A 25889-nucleotide genomic window follows, 5' to 3' on the forward strand; every position below is an offset into this window, starting at 1 on the left:
CGCCTTGGCCGCTCCCGAGGCCGGGGCTAGCGTCGCACCATCATGAGCACGAACAACAGCACCTCGAAAGCCGCACTAGACGGCATCCGCGTCATCGACATGAGCCGCGTCTTCGCCGCCCCGGTCGGCGCGCAGATTCTGGGCGACCTTGGCGCCGACGTCATCAAGATCGAGCGCCCCGGCGTGGGCGACGACGGACGCGGCTACGGCTTTTCGTGGGTGCCGGGCAAGGACGGGATCGAGACCCGCCATTCCAGCTTCTTCACCGTATCCAACCGCAACAAGCGCTCGATCACGCTCAACCACTCGAAGCCCGAGGGGCAGGAGATCCTGCGCGAACTGATCAAGTCCGCCGACGTGCTGATCGAGAACTACAAGGTAGGAGATCTCGCCCGCTTCGGCCTCGACTACGAGAGCCTGAAAGCCATCAATCCGCGCCTGATCTATTGCTCGGTCACCGGCTTCGGCCAGACCGGCCCGATGGCAGCACGCCCCGGCTATGACGGGCTGTTTCAGGCCACCGGCGGCATGATGGCCGTGACCGGCATTCCCGAAGGCCAGCCCGGCAGCGGCCCGCTCAAGACCGGCCCGAGCCTGGTCGACTTCGTGACCGGCCACAACACCGCGATCGCCATCCTCGGCGCGCTGCAATATCGCAACCGCACCGGCGAGGGGCAGTTCATCGACATTGCTCTGCTCGACAGTTCGGTGGCGATGGTCAGCCACATCATGCAGGACTACCTGATCAGCGGTCAGGCCCCTCCCCGCCTCGGCAACGGCGGCAACGGCGGCGGCCCGGCGGACCTCATGCGCTGCTCCGACGGCATCATCTACCTGACCGCCGGCACCGACGAACACTATCGCCGCCTCACCGTGCTGATGGAGCAGCCCGAACTGTTCACCGACCCGCGCTTCGACAGCAACCTCAAGCGCGGCAAGACCAACCGTGCCGAGCTGATGGACATCATCAACACATGGAGCGAAGGCTTCACGGTCAACCGGATGCAGGAGATGCTGGACGGCGTCGGCATCCCCGCCGCGCGTTACAACGAACTGGCCGACGTGTGGGAGGACGAGCAGGTCAAGCACCGCGAACTGCGCGCGACCACGCCGCATGCCTATGCCGAAAGCGGCTCGGTCGACCTGATCGCCAGCCCGCTTGCGAAGATGTCGGAGAGCCCGGCAACGATCCGCATGGCCCCGCCGATGCTGGGCGAACACACCGCCGAAGTGCTGGCCGAAATCGGTATCGGCGAGGAGCAACTGGCGAAATTGCGCGAAGCCGGAGCGATCTGAACAAGGCGGTTTTCGGCGACTGAAGAGGCCGTCCCTACGCCATCTTCGCCTCCCATGCAGCGGGGGGCGCTAGACTGGTTCGCGCGGAGGCGCGGAGACGCGGAGAAACAGTGCGGCATCCGCCTCTCTGCGCCTCCGCGCCTCCGCGTGCCAAATCGATTTTACGCGGCCCGCCCCGACTATCTCACATCAGCAGACTCTTGAGCGTTTGCAGGACCAGATCGAAAGGCATCGTCAGGAAAAGCGCCGCGACGAATGGTAGCAGCGTCGCGAGCGCCAGCATGATGACACTGCGCGTATCAACCGGAATGAACTGCATCGACTGGACGCTCGCGACCACCGTGTAGAGATCCGCCGCTGCCGAGAAATCCGGCGCGCTAAGGATCTCCTGAGGCTCTCCGGCATCGTCGCCGCCCGGCTGCGCTTCCTTGGCTCGCACTTCGTCGGACGCCCCCCGCCGAACCGGCAGAAGCGGCTCCAGCCATGCCGCCTCCAGCTTCGTGCCCAGCCGCATCGCCAGCGCGCCATAGACCATCGAGCCCCGGCGCCACGTATCCATCATGCGGCCGGAAAACGCACAGAGCGGCCCGACGCACAGGATCGCCACCACGACGACGCTGCCGCCGGCCAGAAGCCCGTCGTTGAACGAATTTGACTTCCCCGCCAGATGCTCATGCGCCAGCCGCCCGGCCGCAATCGCGCCCAGCGCCATGCCGAAAGCGGCAAAGGCCCGCAGCGACTGGCCGAGAAAGCCGAGGCCGCCGCATTGGTCGGGATGCGATGCAATCAGATTGAGATCGAACCGGGAAATGCGCATGAGCAACCGGGCCCATATCGCGATCCGCCACAGCCAGCCGAGCATGAGCGTCAGCAGCAGCGGCAGACTCACGGCGAACTGCCACGCCCCGGCCATCGAAAGCGTGCCCTGGCGGCCGTCCTGCAAAGCCCAGGCCGCCATATTCGGGGAGCCCGTCATGCCCCGGAACGTCGCCGTCGCGATGACCACGGCGAGCAGGATTGTGATCCCCTCGACAACACGCGAATCGAGCAATCTGTGGCTGATCGCCAGTTCGGCCCGAAGGGCCTCGCGGCCCTTCTCGTCCAGAAGGCCCGCGTGCGCGAAATTTCCCGCGATCAGGCCGAGCCGCCTGCCGCAGGAGGCATAGGCCACCACCAGCAGCGGCGCCGCGACCGCGCTGCGGGCGTGCACCGCGATGTCCCACCCCAGATCCGACAGCAAGCGCGGCTGGGTGGCGAGAGTCATGAGGATGAGCGGCAGCCAGCCCAATACCAGCACCAGCGCAACGCGCGGCACCGGGGTTGAAAAGGGTGGCAGAGCGACGCGCGCGAAGCGCGCCGTTCGGCGCGGCGGACCATGACGGAACAGGGTTTCGAGGTCGAGCATGGCAGGAACCTTGCGGCGCGCATATCCGACGCGGAATGCGCAGGACTATCCAGACCTGCCAAACTATCCGCGCCAGATCGCTGCCCGAAATCGGGAGAAACCCGCAGGTTGCCCGGTGGCCGCCCTGCCCGCCTTATTTTGCCCGCCCCGCCGTCAACGACGGGAAGGCGTTTTCCTACACACTGCCGCCCGCGTTATGTTGCCGGCGATGCCTGCTGCCCCGTCCTCTTTGTTGCACGCCCCGCTTCACCTTGCAGGGCGCGCAAGGTTACACTTCGCCTCGCAAGGTGACAGCTTCCGCCACAAGGTGACGGTTTTTCCTCTGGACAGTGTAAACTGTGTAAACCTGGGTGTAACCTTGCGGTCAGCGGCCCTTGAACACCGGGCTGCGCTTTTCGGAAAACGCGGTCACACCCTCCACGAAATCCTCGGTCCGAGAGGCATCGCGCTGGCCGAGGCGCTCATTGGTAAGAGCCTGTTCCAGCGTGCAGTCGGTCGCCGCCCAGGCCACTTGCTTGATCCGCCGCAGCGACCACGGTCCCTGCGCCAGTTCGCCCGCCAGAGCCATCGCGGCTGCATCGAGGTCCTCATCGGGCACCACGCGGTTGACGAGGCCCCACTCCAGCGCCTTTGCCGCCGGAAGCCGCTCGCCCAGCAGCATCATCTCCATCGCCCGCACGCGGCCCACGGCGCGGGTCAGCAGCCACGAGGAACCGCCATCGGGCACCAGGCCGACATGGCGGAAGGCCTGAAGGAAGAACCCGCTCTCGGCGCAGAGGATCAGGTCGCCCGCCATCGCCAGCCCCGCGCCCACGCCCGCCGCCGCGCCGCGCACGGCAGTCACCACCGGCTGCGCCATGTCACGCATGGCCACGATCACCGGGTTGAAGTGGCGGTCGAGCAAAGTGCCGACATCGCGGCGCGGATCGGCCAGCATGTCTGCCGCATCGCCAAGGTTGGCGCCCGAGCAGAAGGCCTTGCCCTCGCCCGTCAGCACCACTGCCCGCGCCTCGAACGAGGCGCGGGTCACCGCGTGGAACAGTTCCTCGCCCATCTGCGCGGAGCCCGCGTTGCGCGTGGCCGGATCGTTCATCGCGATCCGGGCGACGCCGTTCTCAAGGCTGTAGAGGACTTTCTCGTAAGTCATGACGTTCGGCGCTCCGTTCAGGCCCGTATTGTTTTAGACCAGCATCTTCCCGAGACGGCCTTTGACGATTTCCTCTGCATCGGCAACGATCCTGTCGATCAGTTCCTTGCAGGTCGGCAGGTCGTGGATCAGGCCCTGCACCATGCCCGCCCAGAAGATCCCCTTGGTGAGATCTCCGGTCTGGAGCAGTTCGCGGCCCACGGCGCCTGCGACAAGGTGCTTGATGTCGTCGAAAGTCGCTTCAGGGCGGGCCGAGATCTCGACCACTTCGTCCGACACGTCGTTCTTGCCCACGCGCGCGGTGTTCTTGAACTTGCGGAAGATCAGGTTGGTGCCGCGCTCGTCGTTCTCGATGTACTTGGCCTTCACATTGTCATGGATCGGCGCTTCCTGCGTGGCGCAGAAACGCGTGCCCATGTTGATGCCCTCGGCCCCCAGCGCCAGCGCGGCGGCAAGGCCGCGACCGTCACCGAAACCGCCGCTCGCCAGCATCGGGATCTTCACCTTGTCCGCCGCCGTGGGGATCAGGATCAGGCCGGGAATATCGTCCTCTCCCGGATGACCGGCGCATTCGAAGCCATCGATCGAGATGATGTCGCAGCCGTGCTTCTCGGCCGAAAGCGCATGACGCACGGCGGTGCACTTGTGGAGCACGGTGATCCCGTGCGGCTTCACCATCTCCCAGATCTCGCGCACTTGCTGGGTGCCCGCCGTCTCGATGATCTTCACACCGCCGTCGATCGCCGCCTGGGCATAGGCCTTGTAGTCAGGCGGCAGCAGCGTGGGGAACACGGTGATGTTCACGGCGAAGGGCTTGTCGGTCATCGACCGGCAGCGCTCGATTTCCTCGCGCAGCGCCTTCGGGCTCGGTTGGGTGAGCGCGGTCAACGTGCCGAGACCGCCTGCATTGGACACCGCGCTGGCCAGTTCGGCCAGTCCCACGCCCTGCATGCCGCCCTGCACGATCGGGTGCTCGATACCGAGCATCTCGGTGACGCGTGTCTTGAACGCCATTCCACTCAACTCCCAAATAGCTCTTTGGGGCGGTCCTAGGGGGGATTGGCGCGCTTGGGGACACCCGATCACGCACGGGATCGAGCAATTCGCGCAGGCGATGGGCGGCTCGCTCCGGAGCGGGCCGTTCCGGATATTGAAAGCAGCCGCCCGCTATCTAGATTCGGGACAGCAATCACAAGGAGTTCGAAGAAAGTGAACGGTATCAAGACGGCCATGCTGCTGGCGGCGTTGACGGCGCTGTTGATGGGGCTCGGCTATGTGTTCGGCGGCGGTGGCGGCGCGATGATCGCGCTGATCGCGGCGGCAGGCATGAACCTGTTCACCTTCTGGAACGCCGACACCATCGTGCTCAAGATGCACAACGCGCGCGAGGTGGACGCCCGCTCCGCGCCCGAGTTCTACGGCATCGTCGCCGACCTCGCGCGCCGGGCGCAACTGCCGATGCCGCGCGTCTATCTGATCGACAGCGCCAATCCGAACGCCTTCGCCACCGGCCGCAATCCCGATCACGCCGCCGTGGCCGCCACGACGGGCCTGCTGAACATGCTGACCCGCGACGAAGTGGCGGCAGTGATGGCGCACGAACTGGGCCACGTGAAGAATCGCGACACGCTGACCATGACCATGGTGGCAACGATTGCCGGCGCGATCTCGATGATCGCCAACTTCGGCATGTTCTTCGGCGGCCATCTCGGCGGCAATAGTGAAAACCGGCCCAATCCGCTGATCGCCATCGCCGCGATGGTCATGGCGCCTTTCGCGGCGATGATCGTGCAGATGGCGATCAGCCGCACCCGCGAGTTCAGCGCCGACCGCGCCAGCGCGGAAATCAGCGGCAACCCGCGCGCGCTGGCCTCGGCGCTCGCCAAGATCGCGGGCCCGGCGCAAGCGATTCCCAGCTTCGCCTCGGAGCGCAATCCGGCCGCCGCGCAGCTCTATATCGTGCCCACCGGCGTTTCCGACTTGTTCTCGACCCACCCGGCGACCGAAAAGCGCATTGCCGCTCTGATGGCGATGGACGGCACGTCGCCGGGCAGGCCCGCAGCCCCGGTCAGGAGAGCTTCGGCGCTCGATCCGCTGCGCAAGTGAGTGCCAAGGACGCCTGGCGCATGCCTTCATGCGCCACTTAGCGCGTCTGCGATGCGCCTTGCGCGTCCGGCCATTGCCTGCCTCGCACAGGGTTGTACATTCGTTCAACACGAATGAAGAACAATCCGAGAGGTGTCGGAGTGCTGAAATCTACAGACGGCGGCCTGAGAGCCGTCCCCTACCCGATCGAAGATCCGGAACGGATCCCGGTCAAGCGCTACTACGATGCCGATTTCTATCAGGCAGAGCTGGACCACTTGTGGCCGCACGTCTGGCAGATGGCCTGCCGTGAAGAGCAGATCCCCGAAGTGGGCGACTGGATCGAGTACGAGAATGTCGGCAAGTCCGTCATCATCGTGCGCACGGCCAGCGGCATCAAGGCTTTCCACAATGCCTGCCGCCATCGCGGCGTGCCGTTTGCGGGGGGCACCGGCCATTCGCACGGCAACTGCGCGAAGTCCGGCTTCGTCTGCCCGTTCCACGGCTGGCGCTGGAACATGGATGGCGAATCCACCCAGGTCTACGGCAAGCACCTCTTCTCCGAGCGTCAGCTTCAGGAAGACGACATCAACCTGATCCCCTGCCGCGCCGAGACCTTCATCGGCTGCGTGTGGATCAACCATGACGAAGACGCGCCTTCGGTGCGCGATTCGATCGGCCCCCTTGCCGGCAATCTCGAAGCGCGCGGGCTCGACAAGATGCGCGCGGAATGGTGCTACGGCGCCGAACTCCCGGCCAACTGGAAGGTCGCGATGGAGGCCTTCATGGAAGGCTACCACGTGATGCAGACGCACCCGCAGCTGCAACACGCCGCGCCGATGATGTACGATTCGATGTACCGCAGCCCGCGCGGTCCGGTACCGATCATGGCCGAACCGCACCTCTCCTATCGCGAGAATCAGGAGCTGCAGGTCAAATCCATGGCGCTCCTGAGCGAGGGCATGGCGGGCATGGTCCACGAGAAGGAAGTGGAAATCGCGCGCGGCCTGATCGGTGTCGAGGAAGGGCTGCCCGAAGACCAGAACATGGCGATGTTCCACTGGCTGGGCATCGTCATGCACCAGATCTCGGCCCAGTTGCAGGCGCGTGGCGAGCCGGTTCCGGACCTTTGCGCAGTGTCTCAGACGCATCCGGTGAAGGCGGTGGAGTTCCTCTTCCCGCACTACTTCCTGCTGCCCTACTTCACCTCGATGTCGGCCTACCGCATCCGTCCGACGGGTCCGGAAAGCTGCTTCTTCGAGATCTGGTCGCTGACCTACATGCCCGAAGACACCGACTTCGAAACGGTGATGGAGCCGGTGGTGCTGCCCTACAACAGCCCGGATTTCCCACCGATTCCGCGGCAGGACTATTCGAACATCCCGATCCAGCAGAAGGGCCTGCACGCCAGCGGGTTCGAGTTCATGCGCCTCTCGCATGAGGTGGAAGGCATGATCAGCAACTATCAGCGGATCATCGACGGCTACCTCAAGGGTGTGCCGCAGGAAAAGCTCGCCACGGCGATCCACAAGCTCGGCGGCAACTTCGACGGTCCGATCGAGGACCTCGGCATCTGACGATGCGAGCTGGGGCTCGGTTGATGCCGAGCCCCAGCCTATCTGCCGCGCCTACTTCGACTTGGTCCGCATGGCCGGCGGGATCGGCAGCATTTCCACTTTTCCGGTCGCAACGTCGTAGACGGCCGGCACGACCTTGAGTTCGCCTGCCTTCACTTTAGCCTCGACCACGGGCGACGAATTAATCAGCGTCGCTGCATGGATCACGGCATTCTGGCGAGTGACGACCATCGGATCATCGCTGCCGCTCATGTAGACGGCGGGCAGGATCGCCGGGAACAGCGCGCTGATCTGCCCCGGAACCTCGGGGTTCTCCATCGCCGCCTTGATCGCCCCGCAGTTCGAATGGCCCATCACCACCACGGCCTTTATGCCCAGCACCGCGACGCCGTATTCGAGGCTGGCGATGATTTCCGGCGTGGTGATGTTGCCCGCCACGCGCGTCACGAACAGGCGGCCGATGGGCTCATCGAAAACCATTTCCACCGGCACCCGCGAATCCGCGCAAGACAGCACGCCCACGATCGGCCACTGCCCCTCCGCCGCCCGCGCCTTGATGATCGCAAGGTCCTTGGTATGCGCGTTGGGCGCGCCCGCGATGAAGCGGGCATTGCCGTCCATGATCTCCTTGAGCGCCTGATCAGGCGTAATCGTCTCAGTTGGCGCGGCGCCGGAGGGTGCCTCCGCCGCCCGGACAGGCCCAGCAACCAAGCCGATTGCCGGCGCCGCAGCCAGCGCGGCCACGGCGCCGATGATGTCACGCCGCGAAGTGCGGCAGCAGGAATCCTGATTTTCCGGGGGGACTTCGCTCAAGGACATGGCCGTCTCCAGCGTGGTGCACGCCGGAGGCTATCACGCGCCCCTGTGTCTCGCCATAACCCTTGCGAAAGGGCGCGTCAGGCGGTCAGCGCGGCGACCAGCGCCTTGACCTTCTTCTGGCGCCACTGCGGAAGCGGAGCCACCAGCCAGTAAGCGCGGCGGCAGGATGTGGCAGCGCCGACTTTGACACTGGTGCCGGCAGGAAGTCCCTCAGTCAGCAGTGCCGGCACGCGCACGCGGCCAAGGCCGGATGTCGCGGCGGCAACCGCCTGCCCCGCATCGGCCAGCAGGATGGCCGGCTTGGCCTCTTCCTCATCGGCGCCTTCGTGGCCCTCGGGCGTGGGATCGCCCGGCCAGCCCATCCAGTCGCCCTCGCCCAGTTCGACCCATTCGGGCGCGCCGAGCGTGATGCCTTCAAGGTCGCCCGGCCCCTCGCTCCAGCGCACCGCCAGATCGAGATTGGCCTCGGTAAAATCGGTCAGTTCGCCATCGACGAGCACATAGCGCACTTCCGGATTCGCGGCCCGGAACGCGGCAAGGCGCGGCGCCAGCCAGGCGGCGAAGAACTCGCGCGGCGCGGCGATGGTGTAGACATGGCTGGACTGGCTGGCCTGCATGGCCTGCACCGCGTCCTCGAAATGCAGGAATCCGGTGCGCAGCGCGGCGAGACCGGCGCCCGCCTCATCGGTCAGTTCAAGGCCCTTGCTGGTGCGGCGGAACAGCACGACCCCAAGCAAGTCCTCCAGCGCGCGGATCTGCTGGCCGACTGCTGCCGGCGTCACCGCCAGTTCGTCTGCCGCGCGGGTGAAGGAGAGGTGGCGGGCCGCGGCATCAAAGACGCGCAAGGCATTGAGAGGCAGGTGCGTGCGCTTCATGGCGCTTCCCTAAGCGCTTGGCGTTGCTGCGGCAACGGGGAAGTAGATGGGGCGAAGTCGAGGTTCAGCCGACCTTCGCGGGCGCGGCGAGCGGGAAGAACGGAATCTGGGCCTCCAGCTCGGTGCCGTCGCTGCGCACGAAGGTATAGTAGCCTTCCATCGAGCCCTGCGGCGTCGTCAGCGGACATCCCGAGACATAGTCATGGCTGCGACCGGGCCGGATCAGCGGCTGCTCACCCACCACGCCTTCGCCTTCGACCAGATTCACATCTCCATTGGCGTCGGTAATCCGCCAGTGGCGCGTGAGAAGCTGAAGCGAATCGTCCGAATCGTTCTCGATGCGGATGTGGTAGACCCAGAACCACTTGCCCGCTTCGATGCGGGACTGTTCGGGCAGAAAGTTCACCGCGACGCGGACAGTCACACCCTCGGTGATGGCGGTATGCTGGAAGAGTTGCTTCATGATGCAGCCAACCTAACCGGCTAACGACTTATGGACAACTCTTAGACCCAATGCCTTGCTCCCGCAAATCGCTGGAAAATTATCAGTGGATCACAGAATCGCCGAGACGGGGCATGCGAGGTACCACGCAAAGCCGGAAGGATCGTAAGCGGTCTCCACTTGCGCATTGAGCTTCACGCGCGGCACGTCGACGATGATCCGCGTGCCGAATCCCGGGCGTGTCGGGGCCGACACCGGCGGGCCGCCCTGCTCGCGCCAGGCGATGCGGAAACCGGGCGCTTCGCCATCCGGCGCCGGTTCGACCGACCATTCGATCGCGACCCGGCCATCCGGCACCGAAAGCGCGCCGTACTTGAGCGCATTGGTGCCCATCTCGTGGATAGCCATGGCCAGCGCCTCTGCCGCGCCGGGGGAGAGCAGGACTTCCGGGCCATCCAGGCGCACTTGCACGTGCGAATCCACCAGCGTCTGCAACTGGGTATCGATCATCTCGCGCACCGGAATGCTCGACCACGCGCGGCGCACCAGCAAGTCCTGACTGGCGGCAAGGCTGCGAATGCGCTGCTCCAGCCGTTCGATGAAGTCCGGCCGGTTCTTGTCCGTCCGGCGCGCGAGCGACTGGATGATCGACAGCATGTTCTTGCTGCGATGATTGACCTCCTGCAACAGCAGTTCGATGCGCTGCTCCGCATCGCGCATCTCGGTCACGTCGGTATTGGTGCCGAACCAATAGAGGATGCTCCGCGCTTCGTCGCGGATCGGCGTCGCGCGCGAGAGGAACCAGCGCCATTCGCCGTTCGCGCTGCGCAGCGGGAAAGTATCCTCCCAGTCTTCGCCCGAGGCGAGATGATCGCGGAACCGGGCATTGACCGCCTCGCTGTAGTCGGGATGCTGCACCGTCTGGCGGCCGCTGGCCTCCATCTCCTCGGGCGTGGTCCCGGTATAATCGAACCAGCGTTTGTTGCGCCAGACGACCCGACCGTCGCGCCCGGCGATCCACGCGAGTTGCGACATGTTGTCCGCCAGCAGGCTCAGCCGCGCCTCGCTCTCTTCCAGCCGGCGCTGCGTTTCCTTCTTGAGGCTGATGTCGCGCGCGATCTTGCTGGCGGCGACCACCCGCCCTTCACTGTCGAGCACCGGCGAAACGGTGACGGCAACATCGATGGCGCTGCCGTCCTTCCGCTTCCGCACGGTTTCGAACGTGGGCACGCGCTCGCCCCGCGTGATGCTGGCGATGATCGCATCTTCCTCGGCCTGCCGGTCCTCGGGGATCAGCGTGCGCACGTTCATCCCGACGATCTCGGCCGAACTCCAGCCGAAAATGCGCTCGGCAGCCTGGTTCCAGCTCAGGATCGTCCCGTCTAGCGACTTGCCCACAATGGCATCGTCACTTGATTCGACGATCGCCGCGAGGAGTGCCCCGGCGTCGGTCCCGAGCCCGGGCGGGTTCAGAGACCCGCCTTGGCCAGCGCCTGATCGAGATCCGCGATCAGGTCATCCGGATCTTCCAGACCGATGTTGATGCGCAGCATGCCTTCCGAAATGCCCATGGCCTCGCGTGCCTCCGGCCCCATGTTGTGGTGCGTCGTCGAGGCAGGATGGCACATCAGCGAACGCGAGTCGCCGATGTTGTTCGAAATATCGATCAGTTCCAGCGCGTCCAGCAGCGCGTGCGCCTGCGCGCGGCCGCCATCGAGGACGAACGAGAAGATCGGGCCGCAGGCGTCCATCTGCTTCATCGCCAGCGCCTGCGCCGGGTGGCTCTCCAGCCAGGGGTGCAGGATCTTCGGCACGCGGCCGGCGACGAACTGTCCGACCTTGAGCGCATTCTCGCTCTGCTTCTTGGCACGCAGGTCCAGCGTCTCAAGCCCCTTCAGCACCACCCAGGCGTTGAACGGCGAAAGGTTCGGGCCGGTGTTGCGCTGGAACGGCAGCAGCTTGTCGTTGATGAATTCCTCGCTACCGCAGACGGCACCGGCCAGAACGCGGCCCTGCCCGTCCATCAGCTTGGTGGCCGAATAGGCGACCACGTCGATGCCGAATTCGAGCGGGCGCTGGAGCGCCGGGCTGCAGAAGGCATTGTCGACCACGGTGGTGATGCCGTGCGCCTTGGCGATTTCGGCAATGGCGGCAAGGTCGGCGACGTCCATCGTCGGGTTCGCCGGGGTTTCGAAGAAGAACACCTTGGTGTTGGGGCGGATCGCCGCTTCCCACGCGGAAAGATCGGTGGCGTCCACCACCGTCACGTCCACGCCGAAGCGCGGCAGCAGGCTGTCGCCCAGCCAGCGGCACGAACCGAAAGCGGCGCGGGCGGAAACCATGTGGTCACCCGCCGAAAGCTGGCACAGCAGCGCGGCGGTCATCGCCGCCATGCCCGATGCCTGCGTGCGGCACGCCTCGGCACCTTCGAGCAGGGCGATGCGCTCTTCGAGCATCTGCACCGTCGGGTTCTGGAGGCGCGAATAGGTCATGCCGTCGTCCTCGCCCATGAAGCGGGCGGCAACGGTGGCGGCATCGTCGTAGGAATAGCCCGAGGTGAGGAACAGCGCTTCGCTGGTCTCACCCATTTCCGAGCGCCAGGTTCCCCCGCGGATCGCGCGGGTGGCGGGGCGCCAGTTGCGGGTCTTGGTGCGGTCCTGTCCGGTCGTGCGTTTCATGGCCCAAGCCTCTAGGATCGCGCGCGGATGGATGCAAGCGCCCGCGCCCGTCCGCCCGGCGCAAATGGCGCGCTTGCAGTCCACACGCTTCCCCCTTATTCCGCGCCTCCGATGCCGACCGCTTCCCGCAACAATCGTGACCCGCTCGGCTGGTGCCTTGCCGTAACCGGGCTTTTCCTGGCTCTCGCGCTATGGCGGATCACGACGCCCAGCATCTATTACTTCGACGAGGTTCACTACGTCCCGGCTGCGCTGAAAATGCTCAGCCTGATTCCGACGAATCGCGAGCATCCGCTGTTCGCCAAGGAAGTGATTGCCGCCTCCATCCACTTCATCGGCGATCGACCGCTGGGATGGCGATTGGGGCCGGTGCTGTTCGGCACGGCGGGCCTCTTCGCATTCGGCCGGCTGGTCTGGCATGCCTCGCACCGGCGCGTGGCGACGATCGCGGCGATCGTTCTGCTGGCGACCAACTTCATGTGGTTCGTGCAGAGCCGCATCGCCATGCTCGATATGGTGGAAGCCGCGCTCTGCATGATCGGCCTGTGGCAATTCGCCGCCGCGCTGAACACCAGAAGCACCGGCGCCGCGCGCGGACGCCTTGCCGCCGCCGGTATTGCGCTGGGACTGTCGCTGGGCGCCAAGTGGAGCAGCGCACCAGCGCTGATCATGCCGGGCCTGTGCTTCCTTGTGCTGCGCATGAAGGAAACCGGCTGGAAGTTCATCGGCAAGCGCAATGCCGGGCCGATCCCCGGTGTCTCGCTGGTTGAGGCGGCCTTCTGGCTGGGCCTGCTGCCGATCGCGGTCTATTGGGCGACCTATACCCCGGCGATGTTCTATTCGCGCCTGACGCTTTCGCCGTTCGATTTCATCGGCCAGCACGAGTTGATGGTCCGTTTGCAGGACAGCGTGAAGAAGCCGCACCCCTACCGCAGCTTCTGGTACCAGTGGGCGGTCGACTGGCGGGTGATCTGGTACCTGTTCAAGAACGTCGACGGCGCCCATCGCGGCATCGTCATGCTTGGCAATCCATTCTCGATGCTGGCGGGGCTTGTCGCGTTCTTCTGGGGCCTGTGGGCCGCGCTGTTCCGCCGCCGGGGCGACATCGGCGTCTTCCTGATGCTCTACGCGGCCACGCTGATGATGTGGGCGGTGAACGGCAAGCCGGTGCAGTTCTATTACCACTACCTGCTGCCCGGCGCCTTCCTGATGGCACCGCTGGCTTTTGCCCTGGAGGCGCTGTGGCAGCGCAAGGATCGCTGGCGCCACCTCGCCACGCTGTCGATGGCAGTGACGCTGGGGATGTTCGTGCTGTTCTTTCCGATCATCTCGGCCCTGCCGCTGCCGACCGAAGAGACCTACAACTTCTGGATGTGGCTGCCGAGCTGGCGATAAACGGGCACGGACAGGGCTGGAATATGACCTCCTGCCCTTATCCGCCCGCCTCGCTCACGCCAACGCCCGTTGCGCGCCTGCGCCTTGCGCCAGTGCCGCCTTCCAGTTGGGCAGCGTGACGGCGGCAAGGTATTCCGCCTGCATTTCGGGCGTCAGCACCTCGACCACACGGTCGCCCTCCATCCATAGCTCGATCACGCCGAAGGCCCCGCCACGCTTGCAGTACTTGGCAGGCCAACCCTCGCGCGCGGCGATCAGGAAGACTTGCGCCGGGCCGAGGTTGGTCGCCATCGCGAAATGCGTGGCACTGAGCCCGCCATCGCCCGGCACGCCCAGAAAGTCCCCCTTCCCCGGCGCTTCCATAAGCTGGGTTCCGCGCGGATAGACCTCGACCAGCGTGTTGCGCTCATCGCCCGCGAGGGCAACCCAGCTGCCCTCGGCAACCGGCGGAAACGGCGTCGCCTCGCCGCCCAGCAGTTCGGCCAGCACTTCGGCAACCCGCTGCGGATCGCGGGCGTCGGTGGAAACGTGAAAGATCATGAAATTCTCCCTACCCGGTTCTATGGCGGGGAGAGACGCCAGAGCTTCGCACCGATCAAAGCGTTTCCGGCGAACGCCAGTTTATTGTCGATCAAGTACCCACAACGACAAACGCGCGCCGACCAGCGGCGCGCGTTCATGGTGATGACTGTAACGATAGCGGCCGAGTCGATCGTCAGTACTTGCCCCAGACGAACTTCGACGACAGCGCGAAGTTCCAGACCGAAGCCAGCACGATGCCGATGATCGCCGCCGCATAGTCATGGAAGCCGATGCGCACCAGCGCCGTGGACGCGCCGATGTTGGCGACCATGCCGAAGGCGCAAGTCAGCGCGAACTGCGCCCAGCCACGCACCAGCGGGCCGAACCCGCGCAGGCGCTTGTCCGCATACGTCAGTTCGTTGTTGAGCACGAAGTTGAACGTCATCGCGACGATGGCCGCGATCGTCTGGCCGACGATGAAGGCAGTTTCCTTCGGATAGTGGCTCATCGCGAATTCGGCGCCGAACAGGTGCAGCACCAGTGCCAGCACGCTCATGTGCAGAACCGCGCCCAGGCCGCCGACCGTGCCGAACAGCGCGAAGCGGGTGGGGATGAAGCGGCCGAGCCACTTGTCGTAAAGACCAACGAGGAATTCGAACACGACCGTCCTGTCCAGCTTGCTTTCGCCTTCCGCGCGCGCGGCGAAGTTCAGGGGAAATTCCTTGACCCGCAACGGTGCATCGACCGTGGCGAGAATATCGAGCAGAATCTTGAAGCCCACACCCGAAAGCCGATGCGCGTCAGCCCGCAGGATCTTGGTCTGGAGCATGAAGAAGCCGCTCATGGGGTCGCTGAGATCGACGCCCGTGACCTTGTTGGCAATCTTGTTGGCAAAGCCCGACGCCTTTACGCGGTCCGGACGGCCCCAGGCCTCGGTGCTGGCGCCTTCTGCGAAGCGCGAGGCATAGGCGAGGTCGTATTCGCCCGAGCTTACGGCCTTCAGCATCTGCGGCAGCAGTTCGGGATCGTGCTGGTGGTCCGCATCCATCACCGCAACCACCGGCGCCGCCGTGGAGCACATGCCCTCGATCGCGGCGCTGGCAAGGCCGCGGCGGCCGATGCGCTGGATGCAGCGCACGCGCGGATCGCGCAGCGCCAGATTCCGCGCCTCGTCCGAGGTGCCATCGGGGCTGTTGTCGTCGACGAAGATCGCTTCCCACACGACGCCCTTGAGCGCCTTGTCGAGCCGGTCGATCATCGTCGCGATGTTCTTGCGCTCATTGTACGTCGGCAGGACGACGGCCAGCTCAAGCGGCTTGGAGGCCTGAGCTGCGGCGACGTCTACGGCCTCGGCAAGATCGGAACGGGTGATGTTCATGCGCCCTGTTTTACTTGGTAAACCTGAAGAAACCTTATCCGCGATCAGAGCCGCGCAAGCACGGCATCCCCGATCTCGCGGGTGCCTGCCGAGCCGCCAAGGTCGCCGCCCTTGATCCCGTCGGCCAGCGTCTTCGCCACTGCCGCCTCGATCCGCACGGCCTCGGCTTCGAGACCGAGCGAGTGGCGCAGCAGCATCGCCGCCGAAAGGATCGTCGCCATCGGATTGGCAAGACCCTTGCCGGCGATGTCAGGCGCCGAACCGTGGATCGGCTCATAAAGGCCATAAGAGCCTTCGGCAAGACTGGCCGAAGCGAGCAGGCCGATCGAGCCCACGCACATCGAGGCCTGGTCGGAAAGGATGTCACCGAACAGGTTGCCGGTAACGATCACGTCGAACTGGCCGGGGTTCTTCACCAGCTGCATCGCCGCATTGTCGACGTACATGTGGCTGAGTTCGACTTCGGGATATTCCTTGGCAACCTCGATCACCACATCGCGCCAGAGCTGCGAGGTTTCGAGGACGTTGGCCTTGTCCACCGAGCAGAGCTTCTTCGAACGGGTCATCGCCGCCTGGAAACCGGCATGGGCGATGCGGCGCACTTCGTCTTCGGCGTAGGACATCATGTCCCAGCCCTGACGGCGGCCGTCTTCCAGCGTGCGGATGCCCTTCTCGCCGAAGTACACGTCGCCGTTCAGCTCGCGCACGATCAGCAGGTCGATCTTCGCCGCAACTTCCTCGCGCAGCGTGGTCAGGTCTTCCAGGCCCGGAAACACGCGCGCCGGGCGCAGATTGGCAAAGAGGCCCAGTTCCTTGCGCAGGCCGAGAATAGCCTGTTCGGGACGCAAGTGACGCTCAAGGTGATCGCACGAGAAATCGCCCACGGCGCCGAACAGGATCGCCTCGGCCGAGCGCGCGATCTCCAGCGTTTCTGCGGGCAGCGGGTGGCCGTGCTTGCGATAGGCAACGCCGCCGACATCGCCTTCGACGAGTTCGAGGCCGGGAAGTTCAAGCGCCTTAAGAACACGCACTGCCTGCTCGGTGACCTCGGGACCGATCCCGTCTCCTGCAAATACCGCAATGCGCATGTACGTTCTCCGTTGGGCGTTTAGCCGTGAATTCGCCCCAGCCGCTCGCGCAGAAGGACGCGCGCCCCCATAGCGTCTCCGCGCCGTTCGGCAAGCGGATAGCGCGCAAGCTCGGGCCCGAGGCGGTCGAAAACGTCAAGCATCGCCCCCCAGTCGTCGTCGTTCGGGCGGCCGACCGGAACCCCATAGCCAAGCTCGCGCAGCAGCAGGACTTCGAACGAAAGCAAGGGCATGACCCAGCCCCGCGCGGACGGCGCGACGCAGATCGCATCGAGCAGCGCGGTGAGCGCCTGATAAAGCGCGGGAAAGGCCTGCCGCTCGGGAAGCGCAGTTGCGGCGAGCGCGGTAACCCACGAAATCGCGGCGGCCGGGAGCGGCTCGCTGAGCCAAGGCCCACGAGATTCGAGCAGTTCGACGCGCGCGAAAGGAAGCTGGTCCTCGCTGCGCGACCGCAAGTCGATTTCCACCACATTACCGGGGATCAGCAGCGGGCGAAGCTGCCGCCCGCGCCCTCCGGCGACATAGGCGGCAACGATCCCGGCCTCTTCGGTGAGCAGCCGGGCGATGACGGCGGTTTCACCGTGAGACCGCGTCGCACAGACGATAGCGGAAGCGCGCAACTGCATGGCTGCGGCTTGTGGAGCTTCAGGAAACGCGAAACAAGGTGGAAGGGGGCACCCTCACAGGACGCTCCCCCGGCGGGCGATCACTCGCCCGACTTGCCTTCGAGCTTGGCGATGCGGGCCTTGAGGTCCTCGATCTCGCCACGCGCGGTGGCGGCCAGTTCCTTCACGGCCTCGAATTCCTCGCGGCTGACGAAGTCCATGTCGCCCATGAACTCCCGGAAGCGCTCGCGCGCATTGTCGCGCGCTTCGCGGCCGACGCCGGCGAGCGTGCCGGCGGCGCTGTTCATCATCTTGACGAAATCGGCGACGAAGGGGTTTTCGCTTTGCATGGGGGCTATTTGGTCGCTTGAGCCAAACTGCGCAAGAGGCAGTCCGTCAGATTTCGAAACGCTCCACCGCGCGCGGGCCTTCAACGCCGTCCATGTCGCGATTGAGCTGGAGGAAAGCGAAGTTGAGGTAACTGGCGAAGCAGATCCACGCGAGATACGGCACCAGCAGCAGTGCCGCCACCGGCCGCACGCGGGCGAAGAACAGCATCGTCACGATCACCGCCACGATCATCAGCCCCAGCACGACGAGCCCGACGGTCATCTGGTGAAGCGCGAAGAAGATCGGGCTCCAGGCGAGATTGAGCGCGAACTGGACCACGAAGGCCACGACCGCCGCCGCGCGCCCCCGTGCGCCTCGCGCGGCGCAGACCATCGCCAGCGCCAGCCCCATCAGGGCATAAAGCGCGGTCCAGACGATCGCGAACGTGATCGGCGGCGGATAGATCCCGGGTTTGGCAAGTGCGTCGAACCAGGCATTGCCCGGCCCGCTGTCCGCGATCTTGCCCGAAAGAAAGCCCAGCAACACGATCAACGGCACGAGCACCAGCGACCAGCGCAAGAGGCTGGCACGCAACTGGGCCGGTGAGGCAATTGGGTTCATTTCCTGGCAAACCCCCGAATCAGGAAAAACCATCAAGTGCGGCGGTTTGTGGTACGACTCGGGCAAACACGCAATGCGCGTGGAGCGCAAAAGTCGGCCGATCCATCGATCCGGTGCTCACCGCGCTTAGCCGCGCGATGCGGAAACCAGAAATTCGACGTTTCCTTCCGGGCCCTTGATCGGGCTTTCCACGATGCCCTGAATCGTCCAGCCATCGCTTTCCAGCCAATCCCGCACTTCGCCGCAGACCCGCTCATGCAGCACGGGATCGCGCACGACGCCGCCCTTGCCCACTTCGCTGCGACCCACTTCGAACTGCGGCTTGATGAGCGCGACCACGCGGCACTGCGGCGCAGCAAGGCGCAGCGGCACTTCCAGCACTTTGGCGAGCGAGATGAAGCTGGCGTCGCAGACCACCCAATTGCACGGACGATCGATCTGCTCAGGCGTCAGGATCCGCGCGCTCGTCTGCTCCAGCACGGTCACGCGGGGGTCCTGCCGCAGCTTCCACGCCAGCTGGTTGGTGCCAGAATCCACCGCGAAGACATGCTCCGCGCCCTTGGTCAGCAGCACGTCGGTAAAGCCGCCGGTCGAACTGCCGACATCCATGGCGATGGCGCCCGTGGGATCGAGATCGAAATGCTCGATGGCATGGGCCAGCTTGATCCCGCCGCGCGAGACCCAGGGATGATCGCGCCCACGCACCTCCAGCGGCGCGTCGCTCTTGAGGCTTTGCCCCGGCTTGGCGATCTTGGTCTCACCGGAAAACACAAGGCCCGCCAACACCAGCGCCTGCGCCCGCGTGCGGCTTTCGGCAAGGCCGCGATCGACCAGCATTTGGTCGACGCGCGCCTTTGCCGGGCGCTTGCTGTCGGCGGGCTTGTTTTCGATATGTCGGGGCTCGGACGGGTCGGTCATTGGCTTTGTGCACTTGAGAAGGAGCGCGCCTCATTCCATACCGGGGGCATGAAGGCAAATCCGCGCCGGCTCGCAGCCGTCTCGTCGTTCCCCCGCAAACTTGTCGCAAGCGCCCCGCTGACCGCGCTGGCGCTGCTCGCGGCCTGCGTGTCCGCGCCCCAGCCACCCGCGCCCGCGCCGCGCCCCGCGCCGGCTCCGGTCACACGGCCCGCCCCGCCGCCCGCCGACTGGCGCGACGCTCCGCAGACCCCGGGCGACTGGAGCATGACCGCGCCGGGCACTGCCACGTTCGCGGGTGGGCTCTTCACGATGCGCTGCAACAGGCCGGCGGGAACGGTCACGCTGATCCGCGCAGGGAATGCTGCATCCGCGCCCGGTTCCCTCACCGTGCGCACATCCGATGTTGCGCGCGCCCTAACCGCCTCGCCCGTGGCCGGGGGCCTGGCAGTGGACGTGCCGGCGCGTGATGCGCTGCTGGATGCCATGGCCTTCAGCAAGGGCCGCTTCGCCATCGAAACGGCGGGCACTGCCACGCTCTATATACCGAGCTGGACCGAAGTCTCCCGCGTGGTCGAAGACTGCCGCTGAGATTGGCGCTGAACGCTCTCTAAACGTGCACTTTTGAACGGGACTCGCGAGGCGCCTTTCAGGGCGCCTGAAGAGCCTGTCCGGAGCTAAAATCGGGTGCTTTCAGGCCGCAATCCAGCGCCCCAACAATCGCGTTCCGGAGCGGATCGAAGGCTGGGGAAAACTAGCCCGAAGCACCGATAATGATCCCAAAAAAAACGAATACAAGTCTTGTTGTGCGCTGCGGAATCAGACACACATTTGAACAGGGCCGAGGGACCCTGGGAAACGCGCCCGGGATGGACCGAAGCCCCAGCCGGTAACACGGCGTACTTTGGCTCAACAGCGCGAAAGGAGGTGATCCGATGTCTCATGGTTCAGCAGAGAGGTCGGCAATTTCCGTCGCGAGGCATTATCGCTGAGTTGAATTAGCGATAAAGGCTTTCGCTGGCGGCACTTCCCGGCCGCTGACCATGCGAAGGGCCGCACCGGATTTCCGGGGCGGCCCTTCTCATTTGGGCGCATTCCCGGCTTTGCACATCGCTGAGCCCCAGAACGCGCCGCACTCCTCAACATCACCCGAAGCAAGCCGCCCGGCGCATTTCGCACTGGCCCTTTCGCGCGAGCAGGCGCTAGGAGCATTCACGCTCTGGCTTCCTGCGCGAGTCTACCGGCTTTCCGCCCTCAATTCGCGCTAAAGCAACAACACCGCGTATCAAAATTACTATATGGTTGCGCTGCGCGTAATTTTCGTTCAGAGAGCGCAGGCAATCGCAGTCTAGAGGATTTCGTTCGATGGCGACGCTCGCCGATGCCGGCCTGACTTTCAGCACTCTGCCCCACCCCGCGCCGACCAGCGCCGAAACGCGCGAGGCGATCCTTGCGAACCCCGGTTTCGGCATGCACTTCTCGGACCATATGGTCACTGTAGAGTGGACCGAGGGCAAGGGCTGGCATGACGCAGTGGTAGGCCCCCGCCAGCCGCTCGCGCTCGATCCGGCGGCGGCCGTGCTGCACTACGCGCAGGAGATCTTCGAAGGCCTCAAGGCGTACAAGCAGGCCGACGGCGCCGTTGCGCTGTTCCGCCCCGCCGCCAATGCCGCGCGCTTCAACACCTCGGCCCAGCGCCTCGCGATGCCCGAAGTGCCCGAAGAGCTGTTCATCGAGGCGATCGAGCGGCTCGTCCAGGCAGACAGCGCATGGATCCCGGGTGCCGAAGGCGCCTCGCTCTATCTGCGCCCCTTCATGATCGCCACCGAGGCGTTCCTCGGCGTGCGCCCGGCCAAGCAGTACAAGTTCATCGTCATCGCCAGCCCGGCGGGCAATTATTTCAAGTCGGGCGCCCCGGCGGTCTCGATCTGGGTTTCGGACTATACCCGCGCTGCCCCCGGCGGCACCGGTGCGGCCAAGTGCGGCGGCAACTACGCCGCCAGCCTCGTGCCGCAGGCCGAAGCCATCGCGCGCGGCCATGACCAGGTCGTCTTCCTCGATGCTGCCGAGCACAAGTGGATCGAGGAACTGGGCGGCATGAACCTCTACTTCGTGTTCGAGGATAGCACCCTGCTCACCCCCGCCCTCACCGGCACGATCCTGCCCGGCATTACCCGCGACAGCCTGCTGCAACTGGCACGCGAGGAAGGCCTCAAGGTCGAGGAAGGCCGTTACAGCCTCGAAGAATGGCGCGCCGACGCTGCCTCCGGCAAGCTGATCGAAACCTTCGCCTGCGGCACTGCGGCGGTCGTGACGCCGGTCGGCAAGGTTTCCGGCCGCGATGGCGATTTCATCATCGGCTCGGGCGGCCCCGGTCAGGTGACCTCCAAGCTCAAGAACCGCCTGGTTTCAATCCAGCGCGGCGAAGCGGCGGATACCCACGGCTGGATCCGCAAGATCGACTGCAAGTAAACGCATGCAGGCAGGGGTAACGCCCCTGCCTGTTTCCGTAAGCGATCGTTTGAAAATCGCGGGCCAGCAATTGCTGGCCTTCAGCCTTTTACAAGACCGCATAGGCGCAGGATCGCCATATGCGTGCCTGTCAGCCGCTCAACCGCCTCATCAAGCGAAGATTCGGGCTGAACGCTGTTCCGATAGACGCGCGCGCCTGCCAGTACCCACGTCAGCATGAACGTGGCGAAGACCTCGGCATCCAAGCCCTCGGCCATGGGCTCGGTCTCGAAATGGACGCGCAATTCATCGGCCAGGCCATCGAACATCGCATAGCGGTCCGAGATCCGGCCCGGGGACAGGAAATCTTCCGTCCACAGCGCCACGACTTCCGGATTCTCAAGCACATAGCGGATTACGCTGCGCCCCCGGTGCTCGGCCGTGTCCGTGGACGAGAGCACCGCGGTAAGTTGCTGCGCAGACCATTTGCGTATGGCATTAATCAACGCCTCGCGGTCCGCGAAGTGATAATAGATGGTGGTCCGGTTCACACCGGCCTCACGCGCGACTTCCGAAAGTGAAAGTGCTTCCATTCCCTTTGCCGAGACCAGTTTCACTGCGGTCTCGATCAGTACGAGGTGGGTTTCTTCGAACCCCTTGTTGCGGCGACGCGACTGGCGGCTGGTCTCCCCGGAACGGCCGGAGAGCTCATTTTCAATCGATTGAATCATGCCTGACCTGCTTGCCCAACCTGAGCATTGCCTGTCAACGCCTGACCCATAGGCAAGTTCCTCATACTTTCGGATTACGAATTTGATTTATTTATCTTATTTCAATTACCTGAGCGCTCGGCGAAGACCGGTCGAAGGGTTGTAGCGGGCCATCGCCGACCCTACCTGACCGGGAACGACACTCACGGAGTTCCTCCATGCTCAAAACCACCTACGAACCGCCGAAAGTCTGGACCTGGGACAAGGAGAACGGCGGCGAATGGGCCAAGACCAACCGCCCGGTGTCCGGCGCCACGCACGAGCAGACACTGCCGCGCGGCCAGCATCCGTTGCAGCTCTACTCGCTCGGCACGCCGAATGGGCAGAAGGTGACGATCATGCTGGAAGAGCTGCTGGCCGCCGGCGTGGCCGAAGCCGAGTACGATGCATGGCTGATCGACATCGGCAATGGCGACCAGTTCGGGTCGGACTTCGTTGCGATCAATCCCAATTCGAAGATCCCCGCCCTGCTCGATTGCTCGGGCAATGAGCCGGTCCGCGTCTTCGAATCCGGCTCGATCCTGTTCCACCTTGCCGAAAAGTTCGGCAAATTCCTGCCCTCCAGCCAGCCGGCGCGCGCCGAATGCATGTCCTGGCTCATGTGGCAGATGGGCACAGCGCCGATGATCGGCGGCGGTTTCGGCCACTTCTACGCCTACGCGCCGGAGAAGTACGAATACCCCATCAACCGCTACGCGATGGAAACCAAGCGCATCCTCGACGTCGCCGACAAGCGCCTCGCCGAGACCCGCTATCTGGCGGGTGACGACTACACGATCGCAGACATCGCCTGCTACGGCTGGTTCGGCGGCTTCCTGCGCGGCGACGCCTATGGCGACGCGGCAACTTTCCTCGACGTACCGAGCTATGCGAATCTCGTTCGCTGGGGCGAGGATCTCGCCGCCCGCAAAGGCATCCAGCGCGGCCGCATCGTCAACCGCAACGGCGACGGCTTCGTCCGCGAACGGCACTCAGCCGCCGATATCGACGCGGTGCTAGCCAAGTAAAAGCGCAGCAAGCGCGGGGAAGTGCCACTACTCCCCGCGCTTGCGCGCCTTCGTGCACGAGCCTGCGGAAAACTTCTCCCAAAAGCCCTTTTCAGCACCGACATTAGCCGCTAAGCGCGCATTCCCTGCTGGGGCGTCGCCAAGTGGTAAGGCACCGGTTTTTGGTACCGGCATTCGCAGGTTCGAATCCTGCCGCCCCAGCCAGCCGAATCCTCATGATTCGGCCAGATCGCATTGATCATCCTACTAAAAATCGTGAAGGGCCCTTGCCCACCAGCTAGACCCGGTTTGCCTCGGCAGGACCGGTTTAGACGGCATTTGTATCACGATTTGTATCATGATTTTTTGCGATTCGGGGCCGGCCACGGAGTCGGTAAATGACACGGAAAATCGCCTTTTCACCTGCATCGCTCGACACGCTGAACAAGGGTTCAATCAGGGACCCTTTGTATCCGGGTTTGAGCCTCGAAGTGCTGCCGAGCGGCAAGAAGGTATGGCGTTACGCGCGCCGCATATCGGGCGACGGCGAACTCGTCCGGATGCGCCTCGGCACGTACCCTGCACATACCATCGCCGATGCCCGCAACTGGGCCAAGGGGCTCAATGATGAGGTCGAGGCCGGGATCGATCCCCGCGAAGCGAGACGACTCGCTGATACGCGCGATTCGATGACCGTCGCCCGCGCGCACGAACTTTACATGGAAGCCACCCGCGAAGGTCGCGGCTCCCGGTCAAAGCGCAAAAACAAGCCGCGTACGATCCAGGACAAGCTCTACATTTATCGCTGCGACATCGCGCCTCGGCTCGCAAAGAAGTCGATCTACGCGGTCACGGAAAGGGATCTGATCAATCTCGTGCTGGCGAAAGGCCGTACCGCCAAGGTCCGGGCCAACCGGCTCGCGGCCGAACTCAAGGTGTTTTTCGGGTGGGCCGCCAGCCTGCGCGGACTCATCGTCGGCCTTGAAGTCGATCCTTCGCGCCGCCTTGCCGATCTTCGGTTTCCTGAAACACCCCGGAGCAGAAAGCTCAGCCTCGAGGAAATCGGGTGGTTCCTGGAAGCGGTGGCAAAGGAGGAAGAACGCGATTTCCGGCGAGGTATGCTGCTCTGGCTTCTGACCGCCGCCCGATTCTCAGAAGTTATCCGCGCGCGATCGGACGAGATCGAGGAAGGCGTATGGACGATCCCCGCAGCCCGATCGAAGAACAGTGCTCCGCATTCGATCCAGTTGGGTCCATGGGGCCGCCATCTGATCTCGTCGGAAGGGGAATGGGTATTTCCCTCTCCCCGCATCGCGGGCCCCCGCACGAACGGCTGGTATCCCGCAAAGAAGCGCGCGCTCGCTTTGATGGCTAAGATTGCAGGACGCGAGATCGATCATTTCGTGCCGCACGATTTCAGGCGCACTGCCCGGAGCAATACCAAGCGCCTCAAGGTCGATTACGAGACTGCCGAAGCGATGCTGAACCACCTCAAAGTCGGGATGGAGCGCATCTATGACGGCTACGAACTCGAGGAGGAAAAGGCCGCCTGGTTCATGAAGTGGGAGGCGGAAATCGTCGAGATTGCTCACAAGAGCGGCGTCGCGCGATTGCTTGAGATCCCCGAAGGGCCGATCAAGCCACTGGATTAGTCATGGCGAAAGTGGCGCGGGGAGCGACAATGCACCGTGGCAATGCTGTTGCCCGCGCCAGAATATCAGACTGAGTCCCACGGTGGCGCGCGACTTCGCCTGTACCTCAGAGCAACGTATTTGCTGGCGATGCCGGCGCCTTCCTGGCCGACCACAGTTCGTCCGTGCGCACCATCTCAATCAATTCATCCGGGAACTTCCTTTCCTGGAAGGCCATCAGATCTTCGAAGCTGCCTTGCAGCCAGGTATCGTACTCGTCCGGCATGAGGAGCACGGGCATGCGATCATGAACGGGCTGGATCGCCTCGTTGCAATCGGTCATGGCTCCCGAATAGACCGGCCCCCATTCGTCGCTTTCACGCCAGAGCCCGCCCCAGGCAAAAATCTCCTGCCCCCTGATGTTGAACCAGGTTCGGGTCTTCTTGCCCTTCTGTCCTTCCGCTTCGGCAAATCCGGTGAGCGGGATAAGGCAACGCCACTGCGGCTTGCGGGCCAGACCGACCCACATGTTCTTGCGGAGGTCCGCGATATTGTTGACGGGAATCGGTTTGGAAGTGGGTGCCATCGACTTGAGGCGCAGCGGAAAGCCCCACGTCATCGTCTGCATCAGGCGCGAACCATTTTCTTCCCGAACCACCATTCCGGGTTTTCCAGGAAAGGTTTCGCCGTCAGCATTGGAATTGGGGATCGCCGAGACCCCGAAATGCGCTGCGATATCAGCTGGATTGAGGCGCTGCGTGTACAAGTTACACATCGTGGGCTCCGTGCCGCCGCGTTCGAGTTCTGCACCTCCCATACACCGGCTTTCCCCCGGACGGAAAATTCGGAACTCCAACTTGCGTTGACTCTGAG

At 64.4% G+C, this 25889-nt stretch carries 25 protein-coding genes and 1 tRNA gene; 9 read left to right on the top strand and 17 right to left on the bottom strand.

Annotated elements, in window-relative coordinates; translation table 11 throughout:
* The first annotated feature begins 42 nt into the window (after positions 1-42).
* Complete coding sequence (locus AC1VVM_RS14715) at positions 43-1296, top strand: CaiB/BaiF CoA transferase family protein (RefSeq protein WP_482955315.1); 1254 nt, start codon at positions 43-45, stop codon at positions 1294-1296.
* Between the two features lie 184 nt (positions 1297-1480).
* On the opposite strand, the gene AC1VVM_RS14720 is transcribed toward AC1VVM_RS14715, so the two are convergent.
* The 3 genes from AC1VVM_RS14720 to AC1VVM_RS14730 form a co-directional block, all read right to left on the bottom strand.
* Positions 1481-2701 (bottom strand): hypothetical protein, encoded by a 1221-nt coding sequence (locus AC1VVM_RS14720; RefSeq protein ID WP_482955316.1) that lies wholly within the window; start codon positions 2699-2701, stop codon positions 1481-1483.
* A gap of 364 nt (positions 2702-3065) precedes the next feature.
* Positions 3066-3848, bottom strand: a complete 783-nt coding sequence (locus tag AC1VVM_RS14725) for an enoyl-CoA hydratase-related protein (protein WP_132391861.1) — start codon at positions 3846-3848, stop codon at positions 3066-3068.
* A 33-nt stretch (positions 3849-3881) separates the two neighbouring features.
* Entirely contained in the window at positions 3882-4862 is a 981-nt protein-coding gene (locus AC1VVM_RS14730; RefSeq protein ID WP_132391863.1) for an NAD(P)H-dependent flavin oxidoreductase, read from the bottom strand.
* 195 nt (positions 4863-5057) lie between these two features.
* On the opposite strand from AC1VVM_RS14730, the gene htpX reads away from it, so the two are divergent.
* A complete protein-coding gene (gene htpX / locus AC1VVM_RS14735; RefSeq protein WP_482904514.1) occupies positions 5058-5954 on the top strand; it encodes a zinc metalloprotease HtpX in 897 nt (298 codons plus the stop codon).
* Positions 5955-6094: 140 nt separating this feature from the next.
* Positions 6095-7510 (top strand): aromatic ring-hydroxylating oxygenase subunit alpha, encoded by a 1416-nt coding sequence (locus AC1VVM_RS14740; RefSeq protein WP_482955317.1) that lies wholly within the window; start codon positions 6095-6097, stop codon positions 7508-7510.
* Positions 7511-7561: 51 nt separating this feature from the next.
* Here the strand turns inward: AC1VVM_RS14740 and AC1VVM_RS14745 are convergent, their stop codons facing one another.
* The 5 genes from AC1VVM_RS14745 to AC1VVM_RS14765 all read right to left on the bottom strand — a co-directional run bounded on the left by AC1VVM_RS14745 (position 7562) and on the right by AC1VVM_RS14765 (position 12324).
* Positions 7562-8323 (bottom strand): carbonic anhydrase, encoded by a 762-nt coding sequence (locus AC1VVM_RS14745; protein WP_482955318.1) that lies wholly within the window; start codon positions 8321-8323, stop codon positions 7562-7564.
* Positions 8324-8406: 83 nt separating this feature from the next.
* On the bottom strand, positions 8407-9204 hold the full coding sequence (locus AC1VVM_RS14750) for a LysR family transcriptional regulator (protein WP_482904517.1): 798 nt from the start codon (positions 9202-9204) through the stop codon (positions 8407-8409).
* Positions 9205-9268: 64 nt separating this feature from the next.
* Positions 9269-9667, bottom strand: a complete 399-nt coding sequence (gene apaG, locus AC1VVM_RS14755) for a Co2+/Mg2+ efflux protein ApaG (RefSeq protein ID WP_132391871.1) — start codon at positions 9665-9667, stop codon at positions 9269-9271.
* 90 nt (positions 9668-9757) lie between these two features.
* Positions 9758-11044, bottom strand: coding sequence for a PAS domain S-box protein (locus AC1VVM_RS14760; protein WP_482955319.1), 1287 nt, complete (start codon positions 11042-11044; stop codon positions 9758-9760).
* A gap of 71 nt (positions 11045-11115) precedes the next feature.
* Positions 11116-12324, bottom strand: a complete 1209-nt coding sequence (locus tag AC1VVM_RS14765; protein ID WP_482955320.1) for a trans-sulfuration enzyme family protein — start codon at positions 12322-12324, stop codon at positions 11116-11118.
* 27 nt (positions 12325-12351) lie between these two features.
* Here AC1VVM_RS14765 and AC1VVM_RS14770 point away from each other — a divergent pair, with 27 nt between their 5' ends.
* Positions 12352-13719, top strand: coding sequence for a phospholipid carrier-dependent glycosyltransferase (locus AC1VVM_RS14770; protein ID WP_482955321.1), 1368 nt, complete (start codon positions 12352-12354; stop codon positions 13717-13719).
* Positions 13720-13773: 54 nt separating this feature from the next.
* Here the strand turns inward: AC1VVM_RS14770 and AC1VVM_RS14775 are convergent, their stop codons facing one another.
* The 7 genes from AC1VVM_RS14775 to AC1VVM_RS14805 all read right to left on the bottom strand — a co-directional run bounded on the left by AC1VVM_RS14775 (position 13774) and on the right by AC1VVM_RS14805 (position 19181).
* Positions 13774-14259 carry a hypothetical protein gene (locus tag AC1VVM_RS14775; protein WP_482955322.1) on the bottom strand — a complete coding sequence of 162 codons (486 nt, stop codon included), beginning with the start codon at positions 14257-14259 and terminating at the stop codon, positions 13774-13776.
* 175 nt (positions 14260-14434) lie between these two features.
* The gene (locus tag AC1VVM_RS14780) at positions 14435-15619 is read right to left on the bottom strand and encodes a glycosyltransferase (protein ID WP_482904520.1); all 1185 of its coding nucleotides are present in this window, start codon (positions 15617-15619) and stop codon (positions 14435-14437) included.
* Positions 15620-15663: 44 nt separating this feature from the next.
* The gene (gene leuB, locus AC1VVM_RS14785) at positions 15664-16707 is read right to left on the bottom strand and encodes a 3-isopropylmalate dehydrogenase (RefSeq protein WP_132391881.1); all 1044 of its coding nucleotides are present in this window, start codon (positions 16705-16707) and stop codon (positions 15664-15666) included.
* Positions 16708-16727: 20 nt separating this feature from the next.
* Positions 16728-17333, bottom strand: coding sequence for a DNA repair protein RecO (recO, locus tag AC1VVM_RS14790; protein ID WP_482955323.1), 606 nt, complete (start codon positions 17331-17333; stop codon positions 16728-16730).
* 80 nt (positions 17334-17413) lie between these two features.
* On the bottom strand, positions 17414-17662 hold the full coding sequence (locus AC1VVM_RS14795) for an accessory factor UbiK family protein (RefSeq protein WP_132391885.1): 249 nt from the start codon (positions 17660-17662) through the stop codon (positions 17414-17416).
* 46 nt (positions 17663-17708) lie between these two features.
* Positions 17709-18263 (bottom strand): TspO/MBR family protein, encoded by a 555-nt coding sequence (locus AC1VVM_RS14800; RefSeq protein ID WP_132391887.1) that lies wholly within the window; start codon positions 18261-18263, stop codon positions 17709-17711.
* A 126-nt stretch (positions 18264-18389) separates the two neighbouring features.
* Positions 18390-19181 carry a TlyA family RNA methyltransferase gene (locus tag AC1VVM_RS14805; RefSeq protein WP_243652794.1) on the bottom strand — a complete coding sequence of 264 codons (792 nt, stop codon included), beginning with the start codon at positions 19179-19181 and terminating at the stop codon, positions 18390-18392.
* 48 nt (positions 19182-19229) lie between these two features.
* On the opposite strand from AC1VVM_RS14805, the gene AC1VVM_RS14810 reads away from it, so the two are divergent.
* Both AC1VVM_RS14810 and AC1VVM_RS14815 read left to right on the top strand, forming a co-directional pair.
* The gene (locus tag AC1VVM_RS14810) at positions 19230-19769 is read left to right on the top strand and encodes a hypothetical protein (RefSeq protein ID WP_482955324.1); all 540 of its coding nucleotides are present in this window, start codon (positions 19230-19232) and stop codon (positions 19767-19769) included.
* Positions 19770-20543: 774 nt separating this feature from the next.
* Positions 20544-21650 carry a branched-chain amino acid aminotransferase gene (locus AC1VVM_RS14815; protein WP_482955325.1) on the top strand — a complete coding sequence of 369 codons (1107 nt, stop codon included), beginning with the start codon at positions 20544-20546 and terminating at the stop codon, positions 21648-21650.
* 80 nt (positions 21651-21730) lie between these two features.
* Here AC1VVM_RS14815 and AC1VVM_RS14820 read toward each other — a convergent pair whose 3' ends face one another.
* The gene (locus AC1VVM_RS14820) at positions 21731-22360 is read right to left on the bottom strand and encodes a TetR/AcrR family transcriptional regulator (RefSeq protein ID WP_482955326.1); all 630 of its coding nucleotides are present in this window, start codon (positions 22358-22360) and stop codon (positions 21731-21733) included.
* A 197-nt stretch (positions 22361-22557) separates the two neighbouring features.
* Between AC1VVM_RS14820 and yghU the strand changes: the two genes are divergently transcribed.
* The 3 genes from yghU to AC1VVM_RS14835 all read left to right on the top strand — a co-directional run bounded on the left by yghU (position 22558) and on the right by AC1VVM_RS14835 (position 25037).
* A complete protein-coding gene (yghU, locus tag AC1VVM_RS14825) occupies positions 22558-23406 on the top strand; it encodes a glutathione-dependent disulfide-bond oxidoreductase (protein WP_482955327.1) in 849 nt (282 codons plus the stop codon).
* A gap of 129 nt (positions 23407-23535) precedes the next feature.
* Positions 23536-23610: transfer RNA gene (locus tag AC1VVM_RS14830), tRNA-Gln, on the top strand.
* Positions 23611-23783: 173 nt separating this feature from the next.
* Positions 23784-25037, top strand: a complete 1254-nt coding sequence (locus AC1VVM_RS14835) for a tyrosine-type recombinase/integrase (protein WP_482955328.1) — start codon at positions 23784-23786, stop codon at positions 25035-25037.
* Between the two features lie 106 nt (positions 25038-25143).
* Here AC1VVM_RS14835 and AC1VVM_RS14840 read toward each other — a convergent pair whose 3' ends face one another.
* Positions 25144-25791, bottom strand: coding sequence for an SOS response-associated peptidase (locus AC1VVM_RS14840; protein ID WP_482956360.1), 648 nt, complete (start codon positions 25789-25791; stop codon positions 25144-25146).
* Positions 25792-25889 lie beyond the last annotated feature (98 nt).

Source organism: Novosphingobium sp. BL-S-33 (genome assembly GCF_056857025.1).

Bases quoted from the DNA above. Each gene is read 5' to 3' on its own strand.
- AC1VVM_RS14715 (WP_482955315.1), top strand. From the start codon at position 43: ATGAGCACGAACAACAGCACCTCGAAAGCCGCACTAGACGGCATCCGC.
- AC1VVM_RS14720 (WP_482955316.1), bottom strand. From the start codon at position 2,701: ATGCTCGACCTCGAAACCCTGTTCCGTCATGGTCCGCCGCGCCGAACG.
- AC1VVM_RS14725 (WP_132391861.1), bottom strand. From the start codon at position 3,848: ATGACTTACGAGAAAGTCCTCTACAGCCTTGAGAACGGCGTCGCCCGG.
- AC1VVM_RS14730 (WP_132391863.1), bottom strand. From the start codon at position 4,862: ATGGCGTTCAAGACACGCGTCACCGAGATGCTCGGTATCGAGCACCCG.
- AC1VVM_RS14750 (WP_482904517.1), bottom strand. From the start codon at position 9,204: ATGAAGCGCACGCACCTGCCTCTCAATGCCTTGCGCGTCTTTGATGCC.
- apaG (WP_132391871.1), bottom strand. From the start codon at position 9,667: ATGAAGCAACTCTTCCAGCATACCGCCATCACCGAGGGTGTGACTGTC.
- AC1VVM_RS14765 (WP_482955320.1), bottom strand. From the start codon at position 12,324: ATGAAACGCACGACCGGACAGGACCGCACCAAGACCCGCAACTGGCGC.
- AC1VVM_RS14770 (WP_482955321.1), top strand. From the start codon at position 12,352: ATGGATGCAAGCGCCCGCGCCCGTCCGCCCGGCGCAAATGGCGCGCTT.
- AC1VVM_RS14775 (WP_482955322.1), bottom strand. From the start codon at position 14,259: ATGATCTTTCACGTTTCCACCGACGCCCGCGATCCGCAGCGGGTTGCC.
- AC1VVM_RS14780 (WP_482904520.1), bottom strand. From the start codon at position 15,619: ATGAACATCACCCGTTCCGATCTTGCCGAGGCCGTAGACGTCGCCGCA.
- leuB (WP_132391881.1), bottom strand. From the start codon at position 16,707: ATGCGCATTGCGGTATTTGCAGGAGACGGGATCGGTCCCGAGGTCACC.
- recO (WP_482955323.1), bottom strand. From the start codon at position 17,333: ATGCAGTTGCGCGCTTCCGCTATCGTCTGTGCGACGCGGTCTCACGGT.
- AC1VVM_RS14795 (WP_132391885.1), bottom strand. From the start codon at position 17,662: ATGCAAAGCGAAAACCCCTTCGTCGCCGATTTCGTCAAGATGATGAAC.
- AC1VVM_RS14800 (WP_132391887.1), bottom strand. From the start codon at position 18,263: ATGAACCCAATTGCCTCACCGGCCCAGTTGCGTGCCAGCCTCTTGCGC.
- AC1VVM_RS14805 (WP_243652794.1), bottom strand. From the start codon at position 19,181: ATGACCGACCCGTCCGAGCCCCGACATATCGAAAACAAGCCCGCCGAC.
- AC1VVM_RS14810 (WP_482955324.1), top strand. From the start codon at position 19,230: ATGAAGGCAAATCCGCGCCGGCTCGCAGCCGTCTCGTCGTTCCCCCGC.
- AC1VVM_RS14815 (WP_482955325.1), top strand. From the start codon at position 20,544: ATGGCGACGCTCGCCGATGCCGGCCTGACTTTCAGCACTCTGCCCCAC.
- AC1VVM_RS14820 (WP_482955326.1), bottom strand. From the start codon at position 22,360: ATGATTCAATCGATTGAAAATGAGCTCTCCGGCCGTTCCGGGGAGACC.
- yghU (WP_482955327.1), top strand. From the start codon at position 22,558: ATGCTCAAAACCACCTACGAACCGCCGAAAGTCTGGACCTGGGACAAG.
- AC1VVM_RS14835 (WP_482955328.1), top strand. From the start codon at position 23,784: ATGACACGGAAAATCGCCTTTTCACCTGCATCGCTCGACACGCTGAAC.
- AC1VVM_RS14840 (WP_482956360.1), bottom strand. From the start codon at position 25,791: ATGTGTAACTTGTACACGCAGCGCCTCAATCCAGCTGATATCGCAGCG.